This is a genomic window from Bilophila sp. (assembly GCF_057864385.1).
In genome coordinates this window covers 72,969-94,739 of record NZ_DBMAFI010000008.1, presented here as the reverse complement: position 1 = coordinate 94,739, position 21,771 = coordinate 72,969, and the positions used below count along the sequence as shown (strand labels likewise).

The following is a 21,771-nucleotide window of genomic DNA, read 5'->3' as shown; positions in this document are numbered from 1 at the left end:
GACGCAGCCTTGCTGTTCAGGGGCCGTTACTTGACGAGCTTCAGGAACTTGTCGGTGACGTAGGAGGCGTTTTCGACCTTCTTGAGTTCATCGGGGGTGATGCTGCCGATGGAGGCGAAGAACCGGGCTGTGTCGGCCTGCCACTTCTGGGCGGTGCTCATGCCCTTGGAGGCGTCGAAGAGGGCGAGCTGTCCCTTGATGTCCCATACGGGATGGGATTCCAGATCCAGCCGGGCGAGTTCCTTGGAATAGGTCTTTCCGGCCCAGTCGAAGAAGAAACGCTGGTATTCGGGGATCAGGTCGTCGATGCTGGACGTCCGCAGGTGTTCGACGCCGCGCAGGTAGACGGAGAGGAACTTTGCGGTGGTTTCAGGATGGGCGTCGGCGTACTTGGTATCGGCCACGAGGACGAGGGGGGTTCCCTTGCCGCACAGGGCGGCGTTTCCGGCGACCTTCCAGCCCTTGTCGGTTCCGGCGTACATATGCGGCGCCCACAGGGCCACGAAGTCGCCGATGCCGTTTTCAAAGGCGGCGAGGGCCTGCGGCTGATCCATGTTCTTGATGGTCACTTCGGAGGCCTTTACGCCGACGGCGTCGAGCCACGCGGTGAGCGCGAAATGGGCTGAGGAAACCGTGGTGCAGAGGATGGTCTTGCCGCGCACGTCCTCAGGGCGTCCGAACACGCCGGGATGCTTGGGGTTGAGGCCCTGAGTCTTGAAGACGGGGTTGTCGGGGCGGGCGAGTACGGCGACACAGGAGGATTCGTCGGTGCCGACGCCGATGATGCTGGTGCCGTAGCGCAGGTTCCCCATCATGGCCGGAACCCCGCCGAGACAGGAATACTGCCATTCGCCCGCGGGGAGCGCGTTGAGGATGGCCATGCCCGAATCGAAGAACAGGATGTCGATGTCCAGCCCGGCCTCTTTATCCCATCCTTTTTCCTTGGCGTACCATATGGCGAAGGTTTCATAGGAATCCATCCACGCCGTGCGGATCTTGGTGAGCGGGGCGGCGGAAACGGCGTTGCACAGGGAGAAGGCCAACACGACGGCGGCAAGGCCGGAGAAGAACTTGTTCAGGCGCATGATGAACTCCTTATGCGGGGTTGTGCTTCTTGTTGGCGGCAAGGCAGGCCAGAAACGCATGGATGATCCCGGCTGCGGCGAACGAGGTGATGCCTGCGGAATCGGTATCCGGGAGGACTTCCACCAGATCCATCCCGACAAGGCGTTGTCCGGGGCACACGCCGAGGATCAGCCTGAGGGCCTCATGGGTGGTGAAGCCGCCGATTTCCGGCGTCCCGGTTCCCGGCGCATAGGCCGCATCGAGGAAATCGATGTCAAAGGTGACGAAGACCGGGGTTCCGGGGCTGATCCGGTCGCGCATGATGCGGATCGCCTCGTCCATGCCGATGTCGTGCAGTTCCCACCCGCTGATGACGCGCATCCCCTTGCCCTTGGCGTAGTCGAGGCTGGACCGGGAATAGAGCGGGCCTCGGATGCCCGCCTGCGTGCTTTGTTCGGGGAGGATCAGCCCTTCCTCGATGGCCCAGTGGAAGGTCGTGCCGTGGTTGTAGGGTTTGCCGAAAAAGTCGTCGCCGGTGTCGGAATGGGCGTCGAAGTGGAGCAGGGCCACGGGGCCGTAACGCTTTGCCACGGCGCGCAGTTCGGGCAGGGTGATGGAGTGGTCGCCGCCCATGATCACCGGGACGGCCCCGGCGCCGAGCACGCCCGCGACGGCGGTTTCGATGCGCTCGAAGGACTCGTCGAGATAGCCGGGGATGATGTCCACGTCGCCCGCATCAACGCCTTGGCAGTGCTCGAAAATGTCCACGTCAAGAACGCTGTGGTAAGATTTCAGGATGCTGGAGGCGTCCCGAATGGCCGCCGGGCCGAACCGGCATCCCGGCCTATAAGAGGTCGCCGTGTCGAAAGGCACGCCGAGCACGGCGAAATCGTTGCCGGAGCAGTCGGCGGAATGCGGCAGGCGTTGGAAGGTGCGGACCCCGCAGAAACGGGGGGAAGCCAGTGAATTGACGGGAACGCCCATGTCATGCTCCTTGTTTTTGTTGGAAGGTGGTTTTGCTTCATAAAAAGCAAGGTACATGCCATTATATAATATGTTGAAACAAAAGGATGTTGTGTTTTTGAAAAAGAAGGCTGGCTATTCAGTTGTGAATACCTTGTGGCCCCGCAAGGGTGGGGGGAGGGGTATAGGTTTGTCTATCATATAGGAATATAACAGAAAAAAGGAAAAAAGATCCTGCGGCGGCCTTGTTATTCAAACATGAATAGCCTATTCAGTATTGAATATATCCGCAGGAGGCCCCGCCATGCCGCCGTTCGATGCCGCGTTACCGAGCACGGAAGATCTGTTTTCCGTCATTGAGGCCATCCACGACAACGTCGCCATTGTTGACCACAACGGCGTCATGCGCTGGGTGAGCAGTTGTTTTGAGCGCAATTACGGGATCAGCCGCGACCGGGTCATCGGCAGGACGACCTACGAACTGGAGGCGGAGAAAGTGTTTTCGCCATCCGTGGCGGCCCTCGTCCTCAAAACCCGCCGGGTGGTCACGCTGACCGAAGCCACACGTTCGGGGCAATACAATATCGTTACCGGCGTCCCCATTTATGATGATGCCGGGGATGTTTCCTTTGTGGTGAGCTACAGCGTGGACATGCGCTATTCGCGCAGGCTGCATGAGGAATACCAAAAAATCAGCGCGCTGGTGTCCCCGGATGCGCCCCAATCCGTGGAGGGCCCGCCCTTCAGCGGGACTATGCGGGCCATTGCCGCGACCATCGAAAAGCTGGCCAAGGTGAACACGACCGTGCTCATCACGGGGGAATCCGGGGTCGGGAAGAATGTGGTCGCCCGTCTGGTGCACCACCTGAGCGACCGCACGGACGGGCCGCTGGTCGAAATCAATTGCGCGGGCATCCCCGCCCCGCTGTTGGAATCGGAGCTGTTCGGCTACGAGGCCGGGGCGTTCACCGGGGCCAGCCAAAAGGGGAAGGAAGGGCGGATTGCGCTGGCGGACAAGGGCACGCTGTTCCTTGACGAGATCGGGGAACTCCCGTTGCGCCTCCAATCCAAGCTATTGCAGGTGATTCAGGAAAAGCAGATCGTCAAGCTCGGCGGGGTAAAGCCCGTTTCCATTGATTTTCGGCTGGTGGCGGCGACGAATCAGGATCTGGAGGCGCTGGTGGAGAAGAAGCGTTTCCGCAGCGACCTGTTTTTCCGGCTCAACGTCCTGCCGCTGCGGATTCCGCCCCTGCGGGAACGGCGCGAGGAGATCATGCCGCTGTGCCTGAGCGTTTTGGAGGAGATGAACGCTAAATACGGGACGGAAAAGGTTTTTTCCGAGGAAGTGAAGCGGCATCTCGCCGCCTACTCGTGGCCGGGGAATATCCGGGAGCTGCGCAACGTCATTGAACGGCTCGTCATCGTTTCTTCAGGGGGCGTCATCAAGGCGGCGGAACTGCCGGAACATATGTCCCGGCATCAGGGGAACCCGGAAAGCCCGATGGGCGGGAGCCTGCCCGATGCGTTGGAGGCGCTTGAGCGGCGCATGGTTCTGGAAGCGTATAAGGCCTGTGGGACGACGACCGGGGTTGCGAGGGCGCTGGGGATCAGCCAGCCCACGGCCGCCCGGAAGATTGCGAAGTACAAAAACGAGGCGCCCGGAGAGGGATAGGCTGGGGCGTGTTCACACTACGCTGAAATTTTCCCATAGTTGAAGAGGGTTGGAAAAATGCAGCATCGTTTAAAAATGATGATAACCATCTGTAAAAATATGTTTATTTTCTGTTTGCGTGGACAGGTCTAGGGGAGATTGTTTTCGCCTGCCGCGCAATGCCTGACGGGGGAACGCGGAAAACATTTTCGGCAAGGGCGATGGATGGCGGGATGGCGAGGGGAAGCGGGGCCCGCAATGGGGCCTTCCTTACAGAGGGATGCCGTTCCGCATCCGCCAATGCTGCAATTCTCAACAATATATTTGCTTTTTTGAAGAAATTGTCGTTTTAACCGAGAAAGGCCGGCATGTTATGCCTGCCTTTTGCCGTTAAAAACGGCGCCTATCATGTTCACGCATTCTTGTGATGCAGGTGTCAAATCGCTAAGGCTGTTTGCAAATATTCCAATATCAAAAGTAATCTCCGGCGTAACGGGGTACTTCTGATGCCCCGGTGCCAACGTGTCCATCGTGTACTCTGATAGGATTCCAACTCCGATGCCGTCCAGCACCATATTGATGGCGGTTTCCGCCATTTGCACCTGAAGAAACTGTCCGGCAGGGGGTGGCTGCCGGACATAATCCAAAATCGTTTCATAGGCGGATTTGTTTATGATCATCAGGTCGGGCGGGGTGGTCAAATCCACTTCGGAAACACCGGGATACTCCTTTGGCAGCATGGCCGCCATACGGTCACGGCGCAGCACGATGGAATCGAATTTCCCAAAGGGAGAGCAGGACACCGCAAAATCAACGGAATGTTCCTCCACCATGCGGAAAATATCATTGGGGCTGCCTTCCTTGATCTCAACCGTCACGCCCGGAAATGCCGTCCGATACGCTTTCAGGGCTTTTGAAAGGATGGTTGAAACAAGGGAGGTCAGGGAGGCGATCCGCAGGCGGCCCTCCACAAAATGATTTTCCTGATAGGCTGTCTGGGCAATGCGGTTGTCCAAATCCTCCATCTGCTTGGTGAGAAGCAAAATCTTCTGCCCCACATCGGTGAGCATCAGCCCATTGCGCTTGTCCCGGAAGAACAGCTTGACGTTCAATTCCGCTTCCAGTTTTGAGATGGCGTTGCTCGCGGCTGGCTGTGTGATGTACAGCGTTTTTGCGGCTCGTGTGATGCTTCCGTACTCAGCCACTCTGAGAAAAATTTCCAAATTTCGGTTCAACATCATTTTTTAGTTATCTCATCATCATAAAATTTGAATTTTACTTATGTGATGCCGTACCATATTCCTCTCATACGGACAATCAACTTTTACCACAGCAGAGAGGAGAAAACGATGAACACGCTTTTTATCACAGGCGCATCTTCCGGCATTGGCCGGGAAACGGCCAAGTATTTTGCGGATCACGGCTGGCGGGTCATCGCCACCATGAGGAATCCGCAGAAAGCCGGGGAATTGGCCGACCTGCCCAATGTGGTCATCATGCCCTTGGATTTGACGGACCCGGAACAGATCCGTGAAACCAGCCGGAAAGCCTTGGCGGAGTATGATGTGGATGTATTGTTCAACAACGCCGGCTACGGCATGATGGGGCCTTTCGAGAAGCTGCCGGAGGACGAGATCCGCAAACTCTTTGATACCGATGTGATCGGAACAATGCTGGTGACCCAGCAATTCATCCCCCATTTCAAAGGGCGCAAGGGCGGCGCAATCCTGACGACCACCTCCTTGGCCGGTATCATCGCCCTGCCGCGTGACGGCGCGTATGGCGCGGCCAAACGCGCCCAGCAGGGTATGGTGGAATCCCTGTACTATGAGCTGAAGCCCTTCGGCGTGAAGGTGGCGGCTATGATTCCCGGCGGAACCAGCACCAATTTCCAGACCCCCATCAACATTCTCGACGGCTATGAGGAGCCTGCGGCCAGACAACGGGAATATCTGCTGGACGGCAATGCCGCTTTCCCAGGGCCTGAGGAAGCTGCTGCGGCGGTGTGGGCTGCGGTGAATGACGGCAGGGATCAAATCAATTATCCCACAGACAGCGTGTGCCGGAAGCTCTATGATCAGTACCAGAGCATGGATGTTGAGGAATTTAAGATGTATTTCTATGACCGTATTTTTAACGGTGTGAAACGGTAAAGGAAATCTCCATATTATCAGGAAAGGTAGGCCGGAAGGAGCCGCCTGCCTTTGCTTATGTGTGTTTAATCGCGTACCCTTTAGGCCGTGTCGTCATTTTATATATAATTATTTGAAACTACTAGAATAATCTTTTGCGACTTGAAAAGTAGCTAAATAATTTCAATGGATTATATCTAATTGACGACACGGCCTAATATCTGACGTGCAAATTTTACTTTTTGAAAGCGAAGCTGCACCTTGATACGGCTTTGCTTTTTATATTTACGCAATTCAAGACAGGTACTGGGGAAAACATTGTCCATGTAGGGCCCACCAGCAAATGCCTTCGCAAAACTCAACGAAACCAGCCGCTGGGAAAGGGCATCAATCAGATGCTGCGGCAAGGTTTAATGGAAATACGGTTGGTTCATCGGACAGCAGGAAGTCCCCATCCCCATAGCTTTGGAATGAAAATCAATAGATAAAAGCTCGTTCCACATCTAGTGATGTGGGTCTCTTTTGTTCATTACATGAAATCCAGTTTTGAAGAATTGTTGCGAGACCTCCAGATAATTTCCAAAGAACTCTTCCTTTCCAGTTGGAATCTTGTATCAGCCACAAACTTAAACACAGCCTAATTTTTTGTCCATTGCACGGAAAAACTCCCCATCGGATATCGACGGGGAGTTTTCATAATGGCGCGGGGGATTCTTTTGCGGGAAGCGCCTGCACCCTCTGTGGAAGAAGGCAGAAGTGTGAGGGAAGCGCCCTCCCTCAGAACATGCCTGAAATATTCCACTTTGCGATGGAGCTAGGCTTGCGTCGCTTCCCGCACGGTTTCGGCAAGCTTGAGGAACGCGGCCTTCGCCGGGGTGTCGGTGGGCATGGAGACGATGGGATGCCCCCTGTCCGCAGCGACGACCGTGGCGGGATCGAGCGGGATCGCGCCGAGGAAGTTCAGCCCTTCCTGTTTGGCAAGGGCTTCGCCTCCGCCCTTCTTGAAGAGATCGATTTCCCCGCCGCAGTGGGGACAGAAGAGGCCGCTCATGTTCTCCACAAGGCCGAGCACGTCCGCCTTGACGACTTTCAGGAAATCAAGCGCCTTGCGGACATCCGCCAAGGAAATCTCCTGCGGTGTGGTGACGACGATGCACTTGGCGTCGGGGATGGCGTCAAGGATGGTCATATGCTCGTCGCCGGTTCCGGGAGGGGAATCGATGAGCAGGTAGTCCAGCGCGCCCCACTTCACGTCGGCGACGAACTGCTGAATGGCCCCAACCTTTTTGGGGCCGCGCCAGATGATGGCGGCGTCCTTGTCTTCGAGGAAGGATTCGATGGAGATGAGCGAGAGGCGCTCGCCGCAGGAAACGGGCACGAGCTTGCCGTCTTCGTTATCCACCCTGACGAACCCGTGGGAGCCGAGCAAGTGCGGGACGCTTGGGCCATGCAGATCCACGTCGAGGATGCCGACGTGGAAGCCCTGCGCCGCCAGTGCTGCGGCGAGGTTCACGGTCACTGAGCTCTTGCCCACGCCGCCCTTGCCGCTCATGACGAAAAGCTTGTGCCGCACGCCTTTCAGGTTTTCGGCCATGACCTTGCGCTGCATGGCCTCGGTCATGGGGATCGTCGTCTGCCCCTGCTGTTCCGAACATGATGCCATATGTATTTCTCCAGACAGTTGTGAGAGATGAAGGATTGCCGTGGCGGAAGCCTTTCTTCCGGCGGGAGGCTTTCCCGCCGAAGCCCGGGCTATTCCGTCCGCAGCTCACAGGCGGAATAAAAGACCTGCCCGTCCTTGGGCTGCGTCACGGCTTTGCCGTCGGCGACGAGCATCTCCAGATGCTTGATGGCTTCGGTGACGTGGATGTTCAGGCCCGCCGCGGCTCCGGCTGCGGTACAGGGGCGGCGTTCGATGAGCGCGAGGATGTCCTCTTCCTTGATCTGCGTGCGGAAAGCCGTATGAGCCATGTCGTCGAGATGTTCCGCGATGATTTCCACCGTGCCGGGCACCCCCGCGAAACGCTCACGGATTTCCAGAAGCCGGGCGGCGGGAACGGGCAGGGCATAGGTTTCCGCCGGAGGGCGGCATACGCTGTTGATCTGAACCTTGTCAGGCCGGATGCGTTCCGCCAAGCGGGCGATGGCGTCCACGGAAGCGTCGTCGTCGCTCATGCCGCCGAGCAGCATGACTTCAAGCCAGATCTGCCCTTTGAATCCTTCACGGAAGGCGATCAGCCCTTCGACGATGCGGTTGAAATCAAGGGTCGCGACGGGGCGGTTCACCTTATCGAGCAGCGCGGCGTCGCCTCCGTCCAGCGAAGGGATCACCACATCGGCGGCGGCGAGGTCGGCGCGGACTTCGGGCATCCACAGCAGGGAACCGTTGGTGAACACCACCACCGGGACGTCGGTCATGGCCTTGATGCCCCGGATGATGTCGCCGAGCCCGGAGTGCAGCGTGGGTTCGCCGGAGCCGGCGAAACTGATGTATTCGGGCCTGTCCCCGTTTTCGAGCTTGCGGCGCACTTCGTCAAGGATCTCTGCGGTGGGGATGTATTCCTTGCGCTCGGCGGTGTGGTTCGTGGTTCGCCCAAGCTGACAGTACACGCAGTCGAACGAACAGCTTTTGAAGGTCAGGGCGTCCACGCCGAGAGACCTTCCCAGACGCCGGGAAGGAACCGGGCCGTACACATGTTTAAAGCCAGTGTTCATGTTTCTGTCCTTTTCCTGCGGGGTTGCCCGCGTTCGTCAGCCTGCCCCGGAGGTGCGCCGGGGTCAGGCCTTGCTTCCGTCCGGGCCGCCCTCAATGGTTTCCAAAGCCCGTCGGCTTATGCCCGCATAGGAGGCGATGGCTTTCCATGCCTCGGCATAATCCCCGGAGAAAGGGGTTTCCCCATTCCGGTTTTTGGTCGTCAGCATGAAGCCTTCCAAAAACGCGGCCTTCGGTTCCAACGTTTCGGCGAGCTTCATCTCCAGAGGCCGGATGTGCTTGGCATAGATGTAGTCGGCGATCTCTTTATCCGTATGGCCCCACGAGCGGCCTTCCTCGATGGCGGATGTGATTGAGCAGATGATTTCGTTCATGGTGTTGGTGTCGGGGTTTCGCCTTCGGCGGGCTGAAGGGGCCGCCGTCGGCAGTGAGGGCAGCCGCACGTCGTTTCACGCGCGTTGCAGACCAAATAATCACCGCCTTCGATGATCAGCCGTCGGCTGTTGACGAGGCAATCGGCAATTTTGTGGCGCGCGTTCCGGTACATGGCTTGCGCGGTAGTCCGTGCGACGTGCATCCGTCCGGCGCACGCTTCCTGATTCAAGCCTTCCAGATCGATGAGCCGGATGGTTTCGTATTCCTCGACCGTCATGACGATGGTCCCTTCGTCAATCCCGGCAAGGGGGCCGAAAAGCGTATTCTGAGGCAGGCGGCAGACGCGCCGCCACTTTCTGGGCCTTGGCATGATCCCTTCCTCTGTTGTCCGGGAACCGTTCCGGGGCCTCGGAATGGAGCGCCCCATCGATCGTTTTTGACATATGCCCTATTCCTTCACGCCGCACCTGTCAACAATCAAGCCTTTGGGAGACAGTCGCTTTGCAATGGAAGCCGCATTTCAACTACATGAAATTCAAAATGAATTTTCAGGAAAGGCTCTGTCATGGTACATGGTTGTTTTGTTTTAGCAATATACTGAAAATATATGCTTTTTCTCCAAACTTTCCGCTGGCGGGCTCTGTGATTGGGGGATTTTTGGTTATTTCTTTGGAATTTCAAGGAAATAAAGCATCAACCGTTTTCTATGACACAGCCTTAGGAAATCATCGAAGAGGCGAATGCCCCGCCTTTGGGGGCCGCCGTGCTTGCCGTTTTTTTTAGCCCCCTTAGGCCGTCCTTTAGGCGTATAGCCCTGAGCGGAAAAGTGCAGTACGCCCTCCCGTTCGGAGGAGCCCCTCCGGGAAACCGGTTTCATCTTGATTTGGCGTGCGCGGTATGAAACAATCCGTCGCGTTTGTTCCGGCCCCGGAAAACGTTTGGGCGATCCGCAATTGGAACGTTCATCACGAAACGTCATCTTGAGAATACTGGAAAAATAATGCGCAATCCCATCCCCAGAGTGGCGGCTATCCACGATCTCGCCGGGTTCGCCCGCACGTCCCTGACGGCGGCCATCCCGATCCTGTCCAGCATGGGCATTCAGGCGACGCCCCTGCCTACGGCCATCCTGTCCACGCAGACGGTGGGCTATGACGATTTTACGCTGCTCGACCTCACGGACGACATGGTTCGTATCCTTGATCACTGGGAACGCCTCGGGCTGCGGTTCGACGGCGTATACTCAGGCTTCATGGCGTCCACGGCGCAGATGGATTCGGCGGCGCGGTGCATCCGAAATTGCCTTGCGCCCGGCGGGTTGGCTGTGGTTGATCCCGTGCTTGGGGATGACGGCAAGCTGATCCCGACCATGACCCCGGACATGGTGGAAAAAATGCGCTGGCTCATCACCCGCGCGGACGTGATCACCCCAAATTTCACCGAGGTCTGCCTGCTCCTTGATGAGCCCTACAGCCCGGAAACGGATTTGCCCACGCTCAAGGGCTGGCTGCGCCGCCTCGCAGAAAACGGCCCCAAGACGGTCGTGGCGACGAGCGTGCCGCTTGCGGACGGGCAGGCCTTGCGTAAGCCCGAATGCACATCCGTGCTCGCCTACGAACGGGACGGGGATCGTTTTTGGCGGGTGGACTGTTCATACATCCCAGCTTATTACCCCGGCACGGGCGACGTGTTCGCCAGTGTGCTGACGGGGAGCCTCCTGCAGGGCGACAGCCTCGCCATTGCGCTTGACCGTGCCGTGCAGTTCGTCACCCTTGGCATCCGGGCCACCTTTGGGCAGGGCCTTCCCTACCGGGAGGGGATTTTGCTTGAGCGAATCCTTGATACCTTACGTGCGCCTCTCGGATCGTATATGTGCCGCCTTGTGGATTAAGCGGATTCTTTTGGCTTTTGCTTTTGCTTTTGCGTGTTCACGGCGCGCTGAAACGGCATTCCGGTTTTCGGGTGCCGTTTTTTTATGAAGGCGGCACATATGCGATCCGATACGAGCATATTATACCCATAATCTTTTTTATTATGTAAATTTTATTGCCAACACCACCAACTCTGCTCCATACCCCAAACATCCCACCACAAACCATCAAAACCCTTTCGATACAAAGCCAAAGAATTTGGCGTAGGTAGTAGGGAAGAATATTCTTTGACCAGCCCAAATACTGACGGGAGAATCAATGGTTCTTTGATGTGCGGGAGAAAACTCTCCGCATAGGAGCGTGATGCTTCAGTGAAGAATATACGTCAGACAGTGGAAAAAATTGGAGAAAAAGTAGATGCTTTTCAGCATATTGCTGATAAAACACAACCATGTTCCCTGACAGGGCCTTAGATTTCAAATGACATAGCCTGCCAGTATTCAATGGGGATTGGGACGTATTCCCACCGACAGTATATAGGTATGGCGGCGGCCTATGCCGTTTGGCTTTCTCTGGTGTCTCCTCCACAGAGGGAAGGGGAGAGGATAACGCCGCTCTTTGAAGCGATGGGCATTCGTCCGGTATGCTCTTCACTTCTTTCCAGTGCGGAAAATATTGTGCAAAACAGGCCGGAAAAAGAGCAACCTTGCCCCCCATGCCCTCAAGATACCCAGCTCCAGACGATCAAACCTGCCGGGCTTTATCCTGCGAGGGAAACCTCCTTGCCTTGGAAAGCGTTTGTTCATAGCCTTTGAAAGGCTGTGTCATAGAAAAAGGCTGACACTTTTCCCTTTGAAGTTCCAAAGGGGATAGCCAACAAAATGTTTGGCTGTGTTATAAAAAATGGTTGATGTTTTTTCCTTGAGGCTCCAAAGGGATAACCGGCAAAATGCCTTAGCCGTGGCTCCCGCCAAGGGGAAAACCGGAGAAAAAGGCTGTATTTTTCACCGCACTGTGGAGATGAAACAACCACACACCATGACACAGCCTTTTGAAAAAGTTGCTGTCCGCATCTGTTCTGGATGAACTGACCATGAAGGCCAATGAATTACCGGACTTCCATTCTTTGATAATGGTTGGTATCCTGTTCACATATAGACGGCTGAACATTTGCCGCTTTGCGGAACGCATCCGCAAGGGTTTCAATGTCTCAATCAGGCTATGGAACGGCCCACCCCTATTTGAGGCGCAGTTTTCCACAAAGGAATAATGTCGACAATAGTCTGTCCGTATTAACAATCTCGCGTTCTTAGATTGTGGGTTAGCGGTATGAACTAGTGCTTCCATATGATATGCATTGCTTCCCTGCCGTCCAAAAGATCGCTCAAAGGCTCATCGCCGTTATCAGCACTGAGCACGGGAACTGAATGTGAAAGGCGGTATAGCCCTATTTTAATAGGGCGTCAGGATTGATAAAAAGCAGGGGACGGCGATAGGGGAGGCCATATGTTTTTTATGGCAGCTTCACTGAAATCATTGAAGAATAGTCTTGTGATAAAGCCTTGATTGCAGGCATTTCGCATGGCTGCGGCACAGGAAACCATGACTGCCTTATTCAGCAAAATTTTCTAAATAATAAATACAATGGCTCTGTCATAGTGCATGGTTGTTTTGTTTCAGCAATATACTGAAAATATACGCTTTTTCTCCAAATTTTCCGCTGGTGGGCTCTGTGATTGGGGGGATTTTATTGGTTATTTCCTTGAAATTTCAAGGAAATAAAGCATCAACCGTTTTCTATGACACAGCCAATACAATATATATTATGTGCTGATGTCGCTGACGGAAAAATTGGGGAAAAAGCCCCATCTTGCCTTGCGGCGGAGATGGAACAACCGCACTCTGTGACAGGGCCTTTCGTATCTTGTTGAACTTGACGGAACATGAGCATTGAAATGCTTTCATCCTTTTACGAGGGAAAAATGAATGACTTAGAAAGTATTCTCAATATGTTGGATTGCGGTGTGGTGAAAATAGTGTTTAACGACGATCAGCGTACTGTAGAATGGGCAAACGATGCTTTCTATTCGTTGACTGGATCTACTCGTAAAGAATATGAAGACCAATCAAAAAGCGGCAACCCCAGAAATGTGCTGCACCCAGATGATTTTGAAAGGGTTTTTGCCGCATTCAATAAGCATATACAAAGCAAAGAACAATTAAATATCCAGTATCGTGTTTTCCATAAAAATGGCAGCGTCGTATGGCTTGATGTCATTTCCAACTTTATCGGCTATAAAGATGATAAGCCTTGTTTTATCAATATAATGCGTAATATTACCGAACTAAGGAAAATTCAGGAATTGAGGGAGTATGAATTAAAACGCTACCAACTGATTTGTGAATTGAGCAATGACTTGTTGTTTGAATATGACATTGAAAAAGATCAAATGACAAACTATTCAACAACGTCATCCAATTTTAATATGACATCTATTGATGGCTTCTTCTCCAGGCCTGATGCGCATGGCTTATTGACGGAGGAGGGCATAACTGCTTTGCATCAGTTATTTTTTAAGGATGTTATTGAAAATAGGCACTGTAAGCGTTCACAGCCCATTCAAATCATGACCGAGCAGGGGTATAAGTGGTTTACGGTTACGTGTGGCATCGCTAATCGTGTCATCATAGGCAAATTAAGCGATGTGGATGAGGATGTGAAGCTCGTATGTGATTTACGCCAAAGCGCCCAACGTGATGAGCTGACAGGCCTGCTCAACAAAGCCGCCATGCTCAAAAAAGCTACACAACTGTTCAAGCATTCCCTGGAGAATGGGCAGGCCCAAGGGCTCCGCACCGGAACAAACCGGGATGGGAAAGCATTCAAGTCCCATGCGATGGTTGTCTTGGATCTCGATGAGTTCAAGCGGGCGAATGATACATTCGGCCACAGCTTTGGTGATGAAATTATCCAAACGGTTGCTGAATGTATAAAAGAAAGCTTTCGTCTGGACGATTTGAAAGGGCGCTTCGGCGGCGACGAGTTTATAGTGATCATCAAAAACGTGGATGGCCCAACTGCGCAAGCATTGGTCGAACGGTATCGCCAAAACCTTGCGGTTAAGTGCCAGCCGTATGGGGGGCGTTACGCTATTACGAATTCTATTGGGGTCAGTTTGTTTCCCCAGCACGGTAAGACCGTTGATGAACTCTTCAAAAAAGCTGATTACGCCCTCTATCAGGCCAAGCGGCAAGGTAAAAATCAAACGGTTTTCTTCACGGAAGACGCTTAGATACGGTATTTAGGAAGGAAGAATAAACATTTTAGCATGGCTAGCCGTATGGAGCGCTTGCGATAGTCATGGCCGGAAACGGATGGTGTCGCATAGCCAAAAAAATTCCTCATTTCAGAGTTGTTATGCAGTGGGAACTTTTAGATTATGTCGCCAATGAGATATAATCTATTTGAATCATTTAACTACTTTTCAAATCACAAAAATATTTTTTGATATTTCAAATGATTACATCAAAATGGCGACACGCTCTAAAATCCCCAGTAAAATAAAGTACATTATTGGGCTGTGTCATAAAAAACGGTTGATGCTTTTTCCTTGAAGTTTCAAAGGAATAACGAGCAAAATGCCTTGGCTTATGGATTCCGCCGACGGAAAAGCGGGAGAAAGAGGCTGTATTTTCACCGCACTGTGGAGATGAAACACCCACATCCCCTGATGGAGCCTATCGTTTAAGCAGGGTAACCGCATTCTGGAAATGTGGCTGTCGTGCAGGCAGGCAGTTGAATGCTTTGACAGCATCTTGCTCGAATGGCTCGAAATCACTTCATTATGATTTTCATATCAGGGCTAAACGGCGCAATAGCTCAAAATCCTTCAAGATGTCTGTATCCCTTTGTATCCCTTTGACGTGCAGGCCGATTTCCCCACGCCGCATAGCTGATCGGCCTGTTTCATACAGCCGTACACCTGCCACAGCCTGAAAATCCCGTTTCTCCCTTGCCGGTGCCATCTGGATGCTCCACGCTAGAGGTAGACGAGCAGGATGGTCATGGCGATGGTGCTCAGGAGGATGGACAGGGAACAGATGTTGCCTGCCATGATCACGTCGCCCTTGAGCTTCATGGTAAAGATAAGGGCCAGCGAAGAGGAGGGGGCAAGGGCGATGACGGCCATAGCCTGCCTGATTTCAAGCGAAAAAGGCAGGCAGCGATAGAAGAGGAACGCCAGCACGCCTGACAGCGCATAGCGGACCGCGATGTGTTTGATGAGGCATCGGAAGCTCTTGCTGTCCATTTGCAGATGGATGTTCACGCCGATCATGAGCATACAGAGGAACGCGTTGGCGTCCCCGGCGATCTTGGTGAAGATGATCACGGGGTGCGGCAGGGCGAGGTGCAGAAACGCCATGACGATCATGATCAGATAGATGCAGAAAGGGATGGACGAAAAAACATTGCGCAGGAAACTTTTGACGGACAGATGCTGTGAGGCGTCGGTGACGCTGTTGGCGAGCGCGTAGGTGCCGCCCGTGCACATGATTGCGTTCCCGGCGTCGAACAGGCAGGTTGCCAGAAACCCTGTGGGAGGCAGGAAACCGGCAACGAAAGGCATGGCGAACGTGCCGATGTTGTAGCCCGAAAGGTTGATCATGGAAAAGGCACGTTCCTGCCGGGCCTTGCCGTGGGTCATGCAGTAGCCCGTGACGACCATGAGGACGTTGCAGAGCGCGCCCAGCGCGACGAGCCAGAGCATTTCGGAAGTCACGGGTACGCCGTTGATGCTGGTTATGATGATGCACGGCAGGGTGATGTAGAACACGATGCCGGAGAGCACGCGGAACGTTTCCGCCTTCAGAATGGACAAACGGCGGAGCAGGTAGCCGAGCATGATGAAGGTGATGAACGAAAGAACTTTGATCAGTGCCTCTTCCATAAAAATCCCCTTTCTGCACCAGCCCGCGGGAGCGCGTTTCAAAGGGCGGCCTCCGGCGTGGTGTTCCCCTGTACGGGGCGAACCTATTATACCCACTTTCCGTTCCTGTACACTCCCCCTCGCCGTGCCGCGCGGAAGGAAGCCCCGCCGAGGCCATCCGAAGGGCGCAAAAAGACAGCCGCACCCGGAGAAAAAGGGCGCGGCCGTCTTCAAGCCTGTTCAGCGGTGGAATTAGGAGTCTATGCCAGCGAACCGGCGGCCTCATAGAGTCCTTCGGAAAGGGTGGGGTGGGCGTGGATGGTCTCGAAGAGATCGCGGGCGGTGCAGCCGCGCCGGATGGCAAGGGCGGCTTCGGCAATCAGATCGGAAGCATGGGCTCCGGCGATGTGCGCGCCGAGGAGCTTGCCGCTGCCTTCTTCAACAATGAGCTTGAACAGCCCGGCGAGTTCGCCCATGGCCTGCGCCTTGCCGAGCTCGCGGAACTGGAACACCGAGGTTTTCACGGCGAGCCCCCGTTCCTTGGCCTGTGCCTCGGAAAGCCCCACATCCCCGATTTCCGGGGCGGTGAAGACGGCGGAGGGCACCACATCGTAGTTCTGCGCCTTCCTGTCTTCGGGATGCAGAATGTTATGTACGGCGGTGTGGGCTTCTGCAACCGCCATGTGCGCCAACATGATGCGGCGCGGCCCGATGACGTCGCCGATGGCGTACACGCCCGGCACCGAGGTTTCCAGAAAATCGTCGGCTTCGATCCAGCCCTTGGCATCGACCTTGACCCCGGCGGCGTCGAGCCCAAGCCCGTCCGTATGCGGCACGCGGCCCACGGTGACGCACACGGCATCGGCCTCAAGCGTGCGCGGGGCGGGCGGGTTGGCCGCCGCCACAAAGGGAGACGCGCCGATTTCCACGGAAACGCCTGTCCCGGCGGGCGTTGCGGCGGTCACCGTACGGGCCAGCTCCACGGCGATGCCCTTCTTTTTCATTTCGCGCAGCAGCAGGCGGCTGATTTCCTCGTCCACGGAGGGCAGGGGAAGCACGCGGTTTTGGCCTTCCACGACCGTCACCTTGGAGCCGAACGCCCGGTAGATGAACGCCAGCTCGCAGCCGATGACCCCGCCGCCCACGATGATCAGGCTGGACGGCACGGCCTGCAGTTCCAGCGCGTCGTCGCTCGACAGCACGCGGACGTGATCCACGGGCAGGGCGGGCAGCTCCAGCGGCGAAGAGCCCGTAGCGACGATCACGTTGTCGCTTTCGACCTCTTCCACGCCTTCCGCCGTGGCGACGCGCACCAGCTTCGCGCCCACGAGTTCGGCCTTGCCGCAGATGACGCGGATCTTGAGCTGGGCGCACGTTTTTTCAAGGCCGGTCTGGAGCGTGGCGGCGACCTTGCGCTTGCGGTTCACGATGGCGGGCATGTCCGCCTTGAGCGCGCATTCCCCGGTGATGCCGAATTCCGCCAGCCGTCTGCCCATTTCCAGCACGTCGGCGGAAGAGCGCAGGGTTTTTGTAGGGATGCAGCCCGTGTGCAGGCATGTGCCGCCGAGCTTCCCCTGTTCCACAAGCGTCACTTCCGCCCCGGCTTTCGCCGCCGCAAACGCCGCCGAATAGCCTCCCGGCCCGGCCCCGATGATGGTCAGTTTCATGTCGCCTCCTCAAAAGGTGCTGTTTGATGCGCTTCCAGCCGGGACGAATCCCCGCTTCCCGCCAGTGGGAATTCTTTAGGGGAAACCGGCGGAGGATGCAAGGGCGGACAGCCGCCAATCTGGCGAAATACGTTTTTTATGCGCTTAAAAACAACTTTTTTTTCAGAAAAAAACGGATTTTCTTTCCTTCTGGACAGATCGGCGGGTTTCCCGGCGGATGGGGCTAGCGCTTCCAGCGGAACGTGAACACCTGTTCGACGTCGGGGTGCAGGCTCAAATGAACCGGGCAGGTATGGGCGGCGCGTTCGATCATGGTTTTCTGTTTGTCGGTGTATTCGCGGTCGGGCATGGTGAAGACGACTTCAAGCTTGCCGATGCGCCGGGGGTTCGCGCTCATGGTTTTGGTGACTTCAATGGTGGTTCCGGTCACGTCCACATCGTGCATCTTGCCGTAAATGCCGATGATGGTCATGGCGCATCCGGCCAGTGCCGTGGCGCAGAGATCCGTTGGCGAGAAGCCTTCACCCTTGCCGTTGTTGTCCACGGGGGCGTCGGTAACGAGGCGTGCGCCGCTGGCGGTGTGGACGGATTCGACCCGAAGGTCGCCAAGATAGGTCGCGGTAACGGTAGCCATGTCAAACTCCTTTTTACGGATTGTAACGGAATCTCCCGCAGGAGCCTACCCCCCGCAGCGCCTTGCCTGCGGAGCCCCGCCGCCGTCCACAGGGGGTGAAGGAAAGGAAGGTTTCATTGACAACCCCTGTGATTTCCACCACTGTTAAAATAAATACAGAGTGTTCTCATAGGCGGCAGTGCCTTTTTGAGAGGATGGAGGATGGCTTTGACCAGAAAAACGGGCTGGTACAGCGCTGAAAAGAAAATCGTCCTGACGATTGCGTCGGCTATCCTGATTGCCTCCGTATCCGTCTTCGCCATCCTGTATCTGATGATGAGCAACGCCTTGCAGGAAGACATCCGGGCACGTGCGCGCGTGGTGAATGCCTATGCGGAATCCCATTTGAACCTTGAGGGGTTCGCCAATATCAATACGCTTGCGGACATGCGGCGGGATACGTATCAGGATACGCAGTCCATGCTGGATAATATCAGGCAAATCGCCAACGTGCGCTATCTCTACACGGCCAAGTTCAATGACAGGGGCCAGCCCATATATCTGGTGGACGGCTTGCCGCCTGATTCTTCGGACTTCCGCAGCCCCGGCGACCTTATTGAACAAGATATTGTCCCCATGCTGAACCGTTGCCTGTCTGGAGAATCCATCGAGGGTGAAGCCATTGAGAGTGAACCCATTGAGTCGGACGGTGTTTTGAATGGCAAACCCATCGAGTCGGACGGCATGCTGAATACCGAATGGGGGGCGATTTTCCTGACGTGCAGGCCCGTCCATGCCAGAGGGGAGGCGAGGCCCGTCGGGGCCGTAGTCATGGAGTTCAACGCTGACGTCATTCATAACAGCAAGCTCCGGGCCATGATTTACAGCGGGGCGCTGGCCTTGGTGATCGTGGGGTGCTGTACCGTTATTACGATGCTCTGCCTGCGGCGTTTGGCAACGCCCTTTTATAAGAAGCTCGCCTACACGGATATGCTCACCGGCATCGGCAACCGCACCGCCTTTGAACTGGAACTGAAGGATCTGGAAAAAAAGTTGCCCCGTTCCCTGACCATCGTTGCGTATGATCTGTGATCTGAATTATATGAAACAGCTCAACGATACCTACGGCCATGCGGCGGGGGATGCCTATCTCCGGCGTATGGCCCACCTGCTGACGCGTGAGGAGCCGGTAAGCCGAGGGCTTTCATTCCGCATCGGCGGGGATGAATTTGTGACGCTGTTTGAGGGCGAAGAAAAGGAAGCCCTGCTGTGGGGGCTGGAGCTGTTCCACATGGCTGGGGCACAGGCCGAAGTCAACGGGCAGCCCGTCACTTTCTCCTATGGGGTCGCCTCGTATGATCCTACCCTTGATAAAGGCAGCTTGCACAATACGCTGAGCCGGGCCGATGCCCTCATGTACTGCTTTAAGAAAGCCGCCAGAGGCGAAAGCTGAATATGCAACCGGTAAAGGCTGATTCGCTGAAGATCGTGCTGATTCACTGAAGATCGTATGGAACGCCGCCCTTCCCTGACTTCGGGATAGGGCGGCGTTTGTATCGGGACGGCTTCCTCATGGAGGGGAAACCGGAGAGAGGCTTAATGGTGCACGGTCGAGTCAGGTTCTTTGAGCATGTCAACCATGCCAAAGCGGAATTGGCTCACGGCGGAGGCACAGTCGTTTTCAAGCCTTTGGATATTCTTGTCCGCTCCGGCCTTGAAGCCTTCACGGTAGGCGCTGGTCATCAGATGGATGAAAATGTCGAGATCGAGTACAATAGATTCTTTTTTGTCTTTCATCGTCACATCCTGGTTGGTAAGTATGGTATGGGCATACTGTAAGTGCGAAAGAGGGCCCGTCCATTATATTTCATCAAGATAATCAATAAGATATGGAATATAGAATATTCCGTCCGCGCTGGAGGCCGCATTGAGCCTGCATGGGATGTGGGGGAATGTTCTTCCTCAGGGCATGGGGGCCTGATCGTTTCCTTCCGTTTCCGCTTGAAGGGGAGGCCGTTCGGATGGGTTGGGGGAACCCCGCGCAATGGCTGCTTCATCTAGTACGATGTACCGCACGACGCTATGATAAAAAGGGTTTTCTGGCAAAAAAATGCAGAATATGCCGCTTCTGAAATAAAATTTTTGGCTGTGTTTAAGTTTGTGGTTGATACAAGATTCCAACTGGAAAGGAAGAGTTCTTTGGAAATGATTTGGAGGTCTCGCAACAATTCTTCAAAACTGGATTTCATGTAATGAACAAAAAATGAGAGAGGCCCACATCACTAGACGTGGAACGAGCTTTTATCTATTCATGATTTTCATTGAAAAAATCATCAACCGTAAAATTGAACACAGCCAAATTTTTTTCTTTTCATAAGAAAAACGCGGTACAGTTTTCCAGACGGCGAACTTTGGGCCGTGTCGTCAATTATATATAATATATTGTAATCATTAAACTATTTTTAGAATATAAAAGATTATTTTAAATAATTTCAAATGATTACATATAAAATGACGACACGGCCTAGGGGCTCTCGTTGCGCTGTCGGAGGATGTGGTTGCTTTATCTCTACAGTGACGTTCTTACGCAATGTCGCCGGATCGATGTCGATATGCACGATTCGCGCGTTGGGAGCAAACTGGGGCAATTTACCCGTAACGCGGTCATCAAAACGGGCTCCAACAGCCAAATGACGTCGGCCTGAGTCACGGCACGGTTTGCCGCAATGGTGAAAATACTGACGTTTTCTCCAGTTTTCCGCCGATGTGTTCCATGCTTGGGGCTTTTTATTGGTTATTCCTTTGGATTTTCAACAAATAAGGCATCAACCATTTCCTATGGTACAGCCTTCGGAAAAGTTTATTTCGTGTCTCAATTAGATATAATCTATAGAAATTACTTAACTATTTTTTCAGTTCACAAAAAGATTGTTTCAATAGTTTTAAATAGTTGCATGTAAAATGACGACACGACCTAGTGCCCCTATCTCCGGGTTTTCCGTTACGGTGGGGGAGTCTCTTGAGGGGATGACGGAAGATGACGGCGGGGAAACGGGGGACGGCTGCATCCAAAGCCGCCTGTCTGGAGGCCGGTGCAGGCTTTTTCCGTCTATAGTGTGCCAATCCGTATCTAAGGAGGAATACCAATACAGAGTACATAAGATCCATTTTAGCTTATTGTATAATAGATACTTTTTATTGATATGGCGCATGTATTCGTGGGGATATGATGGAATGCGGGCATGGCCGCTGTGGGGCAGGCAGGCCGCCGCGCTGTTCGGAGAACGGAAATTTCCGGCCTTTTGGGATAGGGAACATGAAACGCATACTGGGGATGCTGGCGGCCAGCGCTTTTAGGGGAGTGGCAGGGGCCAGCGCCGTAGATTTCCGGTTTCAGGGCGGACGCCAAACCGTTTTCCTCAGCGGGGCATGTATCATTGGAAAAAACGGGAAGCGCGCTGAAGCGGCATCCGCAGACAGGTTCCCTACACGGCGGCGTTTCCAGTTGCGGATGGGGGCAGCTCCGAACGCCGCCCTTATCTTTAGGCTGTGTCATAGAAAATGGTTGATGCTTTTTTCCTTGAAACTCCAAAAGGATAACCGGAAAAATGTCTTAACCGTGGATCCTGCCAAGGGGAAAAAGTCGGTATTTCCACCGTGCTGTGGAGATGAAACAACCACATACTATACAGAGCCTATCTTTAGGCTCCATAAACTTGGCATAAACATCAAGGCTTATTTCAAGGCGGGGGGCTGAGCCCCACGGAGCCGCCGCTGCATGGTTCTATGGCGC

21 protein-coding genes and 1 pseudogene are annotated in these 21,771 nt (G+C 54.5%); 9 read left to right on the top strand and 13 right to left on the bottom strand.

Annotated elements, in window-relative coordinates; translation table 11 throughout:
• Window positions 1-26 precede the first annotated feature (26 nt).
• Together ACZM8Y_RS04275 and speB are read right to left on the bottom strand one after the other, a co-directional pair.
• Window positions 27-1,085 carry an ABC transporter substrate-binding protein gene (locus ACZM8Y_RS04275; protein WP_482332478.1) on the bottom strand — a complete coding sequence of 353 codons (1,059 nt, stop codon included), beginning with the start codon at window positions 1,083-1,085 and terminating at the stop codon, window positions 27-29.
• Between the two features lie 10 nt (window positions 1,086-1,095).
• Complete coding sequence (speB, locus tag ACZM8Y_RS04270) at window positions 1,096-2,049, bottom strand: agmatinase (RefSeq protein ID WP_482332481.1); 954 nt, start codon at window positions 2,047-2,049, stop codon at window positions 1,096-1,098.
• A gap of 283 nt (window positions 2,050-2,332) precedes the next feature.
• Here speB and ACZM8Y_RS04265 point away from each other — a divergent pair, with 283 nt between their 5' ends.
• Window positions 2,333-3,700 (top strand): sigma-54 interaction domain-containing protein, encoded by a 1,368-nt coding sequence (locus tag ACZM8Y_RS04265; protein WP_302552291.1) that lies wholly within the window; start codon window positions 2,333-2,335, stop codon window positions 3,698-3,700.
• A gap of 350 nt (window positions 3,701-4,050) precedes the next feature.
• On the opposite strand, the gene ACZM8Y_RS04260 is transcribed toward ACZM8Y_RS04265, so the two are convergent.
• Complete coding sequence (locus ACZM8Y_RS04260; RefSeq protein WP_482332484.1) at window positions 4,051-4,920, bottom strand: LysR family transcriptional regulator; 870 nt, start codon at window positions 4,918-4,920, stop codon at window positions 4,051-4,053.
• A 108-nt stretch (window positions 4,921-5,028) separates the two neighbouring features.
• Between ACZM8Y_RS04260 and ACZM8Y_RS04255 the strand changes: the two genes are divergently transcribed.
• Entirely contained in the window at window positions 5,029-5,832 is an 804-nt protein-coding gene (locus tag ACZM8Y_RS04255) for an SDR family NAD(P)-dependent oxidoreductase (protein WP_479858854.1), read from the top strand.
• 176 nt (window positions 5,833-6,008) lie between these two features.
• Here the strand turns inward: ACZM8Y_RS04255 and ACZM8Y_RS04250 are convergent, their stop codons facing one another.
• The 5 genes from ACZM8Y_RS04250 to ACZM8Y_RS04230 all read right to left on the bottom strand — a co-directional run bounded on the left by ACZM8Y_RS04250 (window position 6,009) and on the right by ACZM8Y_RS04230 (window position 9,269).
• A complete protein-coding gene (locus tag ACZM8Y_RS04250; RefSeq protein ID WP_487480063.1) occupies window positions 6,009-6,218 on the bottom strand; it encodes a hypothetical protein in 210 nt (69 codons plus the stop codon).
• Between the two features lie 407 nt (window positions 6,219-6,625).
• Window positions 6,626-7,474, bottom strand: coding sequence for a P-loop NTPase (locus ACZM8Y_RS04245; protein ID WP_482332486.1), 849 nt, complete (start codon window positions 7,472-7,474; stop codon window positions 6,626-6,628).
• 89 nt (window positions 7,475-7,563) lie between these two features.
• Entirely contained in the window at window positions 7,564-8,526 is a 963-nt protein-coding gene (locus tag ACZM8Y_RS04240) for a radical SAM protein (protein ID WP_302553682.1), read from the bottom strand.
• Between the two features lie 63 nt (window positions 8,527-8,589).
• The gene (locus ACZM8Y_RS04235) at window positions 8,590-8,898 is read right to left on the bottom strand and encodes a sodium/nucleoside cotransporter 2 (protein WP_337431237.1); all 309 of its coding nucleotides are present in this window, start codon (window positions 8,896-8,898) and stop codon (window positions 8,590-8,592) included.
• Entirely contained in the window at window positions 8,895-9,269 is a 375-nt protein-coding gene (locus tag ACZM8Y_RS04230; protein ID WP_479858851.1) for a DUF134 domain-containing protein, read from the bottom strand. Before ACZM8Y_RS04230 ends, ACZM8Y_RS04235 begins: the two co-directional genes overlap by 4 nt.
• A 158-nt stretch (window positions 9,270-9,427) precedes the next feature.
• On the opposite strand from ACZM8Y_RS04230, the gene ACZM8Y_RS04225 reads away from it, so the two are divergent.
• The 4 genes from ACZM8Y_RS04225 (at window position 9,428) to ACZM8Y_RS04210 (ending at window position 14,063) form a co-directional block, all read left to right on the top strand.
• Window positions 9,428-9,682, top strand: coding sequence for a hypothetical protein (locus ACZM8Y_RS04225; RefSeq protein WP_487480062.1), 255 nt, complete (start codon window positions 9,428-9,430; stop codon window positions 9,680-9,682).
• A 217-nt stretch (window positions 9,683-9,899) separates the two neighbouring features.
• A complete protein-coding gene (locus ACZM8Y_RS04220; RefSeq protein WP_482332490.1) occupies window positions 9,900-10,790 on the top strand; it encodes a pyridoxamine kinase in 891 nt (296 codons plus the stop codon).
• An 883-nt stretch (window positions 10,791-11,673) separates the two neighbouring features.
• Window positions 11,674-11,856 carry a hypothetical protein gene (locus ACZM8Y_RS04215; protein WP_487480061.1) on the top strand — a complete coding sequence of 61 codons (183 nt, stop codon included), beginning with the start codon at window positions 11,674-11,676 and terminating at the stop codon, window positions 11,854-11,856.
• A gap of 857 nt (window positions 11,857-12,713) precedes the next feature.
• Window positions 12,714-14,063 (top strand): sensor domain-containing diguanylate cyclase, encoded by a 1,350-nt coding sequence (locus tag ACZM8Y_RS04210; RefSeq protein WP_482332492.1) that lies wholly within the window; start codon window positions 12,714-12,716, stop codon window positions 14,061-14,063.
• 747 nt (window positions 14,064-14,810) lie between these two features.
• Here ACZM8Y_RS04210 and ACZM8Y_RS04205 read toward each other — a convergent pair.
• The 3 genes from ACZM8Y_RS04205 to ACZM8Y_RS04195 all read right to left on the bottom strand — a co-directional run bounded on the left by ACZM8Y_RS04205 (window position 14,811) and on the right by ACZM8Y_RS04195 (window position 17,999).
• Window positions 14,811-15,719, bottom strand: a complete 909-nt coding sequence (locus ACZM8Y_RS04205) for an AEC family transporter (RefSeq protein ID WP_482332494.1) — start codon at window positions 15,717-15,719, stop codon at window positions 14,811-14,813.
• A 239-nt stretch (window positions 15,720-15,958) separates the two neighbouring features.
• A complete protein-coding gene (gene lpdA, locus ACZM8Y_RS04200) occupies window positions 15,959-17,365 on the bottom strand; it encodes a dihydrolipoyl dehydrogenase (protein ID WP_487480060.1) in 1,407 nt (468 codons plus the stop codon).
• Between the two features lie 223 nt (window positions 17,366-17,588).
• A complete protein-coding gene (locus ACZM8Y_RS04195) occupies window positions 17,589-17,999 on the bottom strand; it encodes an OsmC family protein (RefSeq protein ID WP_302553676.1) in 411 nt (136 codons plus the stop codon).
• A 201-nt stretch (window positions 18,000-18,200) separates the two neighbouring features.
• Here ACZM8Y_RS04195 and ACZM8Y_RS04190 point away from each other — a divergent pair, with 201 nt between their 5' ends.
• Both ACZM8Y_RS04190 and ACZM8Y_RS04185 read left to right on the top strand, forming a co-directional pair.
• A complete protein-coding gene (locus ACZM8Y_RS04190) occupies window positions 18,201-19,070 on the top strand; it encodes a hypothetical protein (RefSeq protein WP_482332498.1) in 870 nt (289 codons plus the stop codon).
• Between the two features lie 10 nt (window positions 19,071-19,080).
• Window positions 19,081-19,431 (top strand): GGDEF domain-containing protein, encoded by a 351-nt coding sequence (locus ACZM8Y_RS04185; protein ID WP_482332499.1) that lies wholly within the window; start codon window positions 19,081-19,083, stop codon window positions 19,429-19,431.
• A gap of 143 nt (window positions 19,432-19,574) precedes the next feature.
• On the opposite strand, the gene ACZM8Y_RS04180 is transcribed toward ACZM8Y_RS04185, so the two are convergent.
• Together ACZM8Y_RS04180 and ACZM8Y_RS04175 are read right to left on the bottom strand one after the other, a co-directional pair.
• The gene (locus tag ACZM8Y_RS04180; RefSeq protein ID WP_308770568.1) at window positions 19,575-19,775 is read right to left on the bottom strand and encodes a hypothetical protein; all 201 of its coding nucleotides are present in this window, start codon (window positions 19,773-19,775) and stop codon (window positions 19,575-19,577) included.
• Between the two features lie 767 nt (window positions 19,776-20,542).
• Window positions 20,543-20,709, bottom strand: a pseudogene (locus ACZM8Y_RS04175) (hypothetical protein); the annotation flags it as partial.
• 585 nt (window positions 20,710-21,294) lie between these two features.
• Here ACZM8Y_RS04175 and ACZM8Y_RS04170 point away from each other — a divergent pair.
• Window positions 21,295-21,735, top strand: a complete 441-nt coding sequence (locus ACZM8Y_RS04170; protein ID WP_482334212.1) for a hypothetical protein — start codon at window positions 21,295-21,297, stop codon at window positions 21,733-21,735.
• Window positions 21,736-21,771 lie beyond the last annotated feature (36 nt).

Excerpts from the sequence above, each read along its gene's own strand:
- ACZM8Y_RS04240 (WP_302553682.1), bottom strand. The coding sequence starts at position 8,526 with ATGAACACTGGCTTTAAACATGTGTACGGCCCGGTTCCTTCCCGGCGT.
- ACZM8Y_RS04255 (WP_479858854.1), top strand. The coding sequence starts at position 5,029 with ATGAACACGCTTTTTATCACAGGCGCATCTTCCGGCATTGGCCGGGAA.
- ACZM8Y_RS04265 (WP_302552291.1), top strand. The coding sequence starts at position 2,333 with ATGCCGCCGTTCGATGCCGCGTTACCGAGCACGGAAGATCTGTTTTCC.
- ACZM8Y_RS04185 (WP_482332499.1), top strand. The coding sequence starts at position 19,081 with ATGAAACAGCTCAACGATACCTACGGCCATGCGGCGGGGGATGCCTAT.
- ACZM8Y_RS04215 (WP_487480061.1), top strand. The coding sequence starts at position 11,674 with ATGGTTGATGTTTTTTCCTTGAGGCTCCAAAGGGATAACCGGCAAAAT.
- ACZM8Y_RS04190 (WP_482332498.1), top strand. The coding sequence starts at position 18,201 with ATGGCTTTGACCAGAAAAACGGGCTGGTACAGCGCTGAAAAGAAAATC.
- ACZM8Y_RS04195 (WP_302553676.1), bottom strand. The coding sequence starts at position 17,999 with ATGGCTACCGTTACCGCGACCTATCTTGGCGACCTTCGGGTCGAATCC.
- ACZM8Y_RS04170 (WP_482334212.1), top strand. The coding sequence starts at position 21,295 with ATGAAACGCATACTGGGGATGCTGGCGGCCAGCGCTTTTAGGGGAGTG.
- ACZM8Y_RS04225 (WP_487480062.1), top strand. The coding sequence starts at position 9,428 with ATGAAATTCAAAATGAATTTTCAGGAAAGGCTCTGTCATGGTACATGG.
- ACZM8Y_RS04210 (WP_482332492.1), top strand. The coding sequence starts at position 12,714 with ATGAGCATTGAAATGCTTTCATCCTTTTACGAGGGAAAAATGAATGAC.
- lpdA (WP_487480060.1), bottom strand. The coding sequence starts at position 17,365 with ATGAAACTGACCATCATCGGGGCCGGGCCGGGAGGCTATTCGGCGGCG.
- speB (WP_482332481.1), bottom strand. The coding sequence starts at position 2,049 with ATGGGCGTTCCCGTCAATTCACTGGCTTCCCCCCGTTTCTGCGGGGTC.
- ACZM8Y_RS04235 (WP_337431237.1), bottom strand. The coding sequence starts at position 8,898 with ATGAACGAAATCATCTGCTCAATCACATCCGCCATCGAGGAAGGCCGC.
- ACZM8Y_RS04230 (WP_479858851.1), bottom strand. The coding sequence starts at position 9,269 with ATGCCAAGGCCCAGAAAGTGGCGGCGCGTCTGCCGCCTGCCTCAGAAT.
- ACZM8Y_RS04275 (WP_482332478.1), bottom strand. The coding sequence starts at position 1,085 with ATGCGCCTGAACAAGTTCTTCTCCGGCCTTGCCGCCGTCGTGTTGGCC.
- ACZM8Y_RS04205 (WP_482332494.1), bottom strand. The coding sequence starts at position 15,719 with ATGGAAGAGGCACTGATCAAAGTTCTTTCGTTCATCACCTTCATCATG.
- ACZM8Y_RS04245 (WP_482332486.1), bottom strand. The coding sequence starts at position 7,474 with ATGGCATCATGTTCGGAACAGCAGGGGCAGACGACGATCCCCATGACC.
- ACZM8Y_RS04180 (WP_308770568.1), bottom strand. The coding sequence starts at position 19,775 with ATGAAAGACAAAAAAGAATCTATTGTACTCGATCTCGACATTTTCATC.
- ACZM8Y_RS04260 (WP_482332484.1), bottom strand. The coding sequence starts at position 4,920 with ATGATGTTGAACCGAAATTTGGAAATTTTTCTCAGAGTGGCTGAGTAC.
- ACZM8Y_RS04220 (WP_482332490.1), top strand. The coding sequence starts at position 9,900 with ATGCGCAATCCCATCCCCAGAGTGGCGGCTATCCACGATCTCGCCGGG.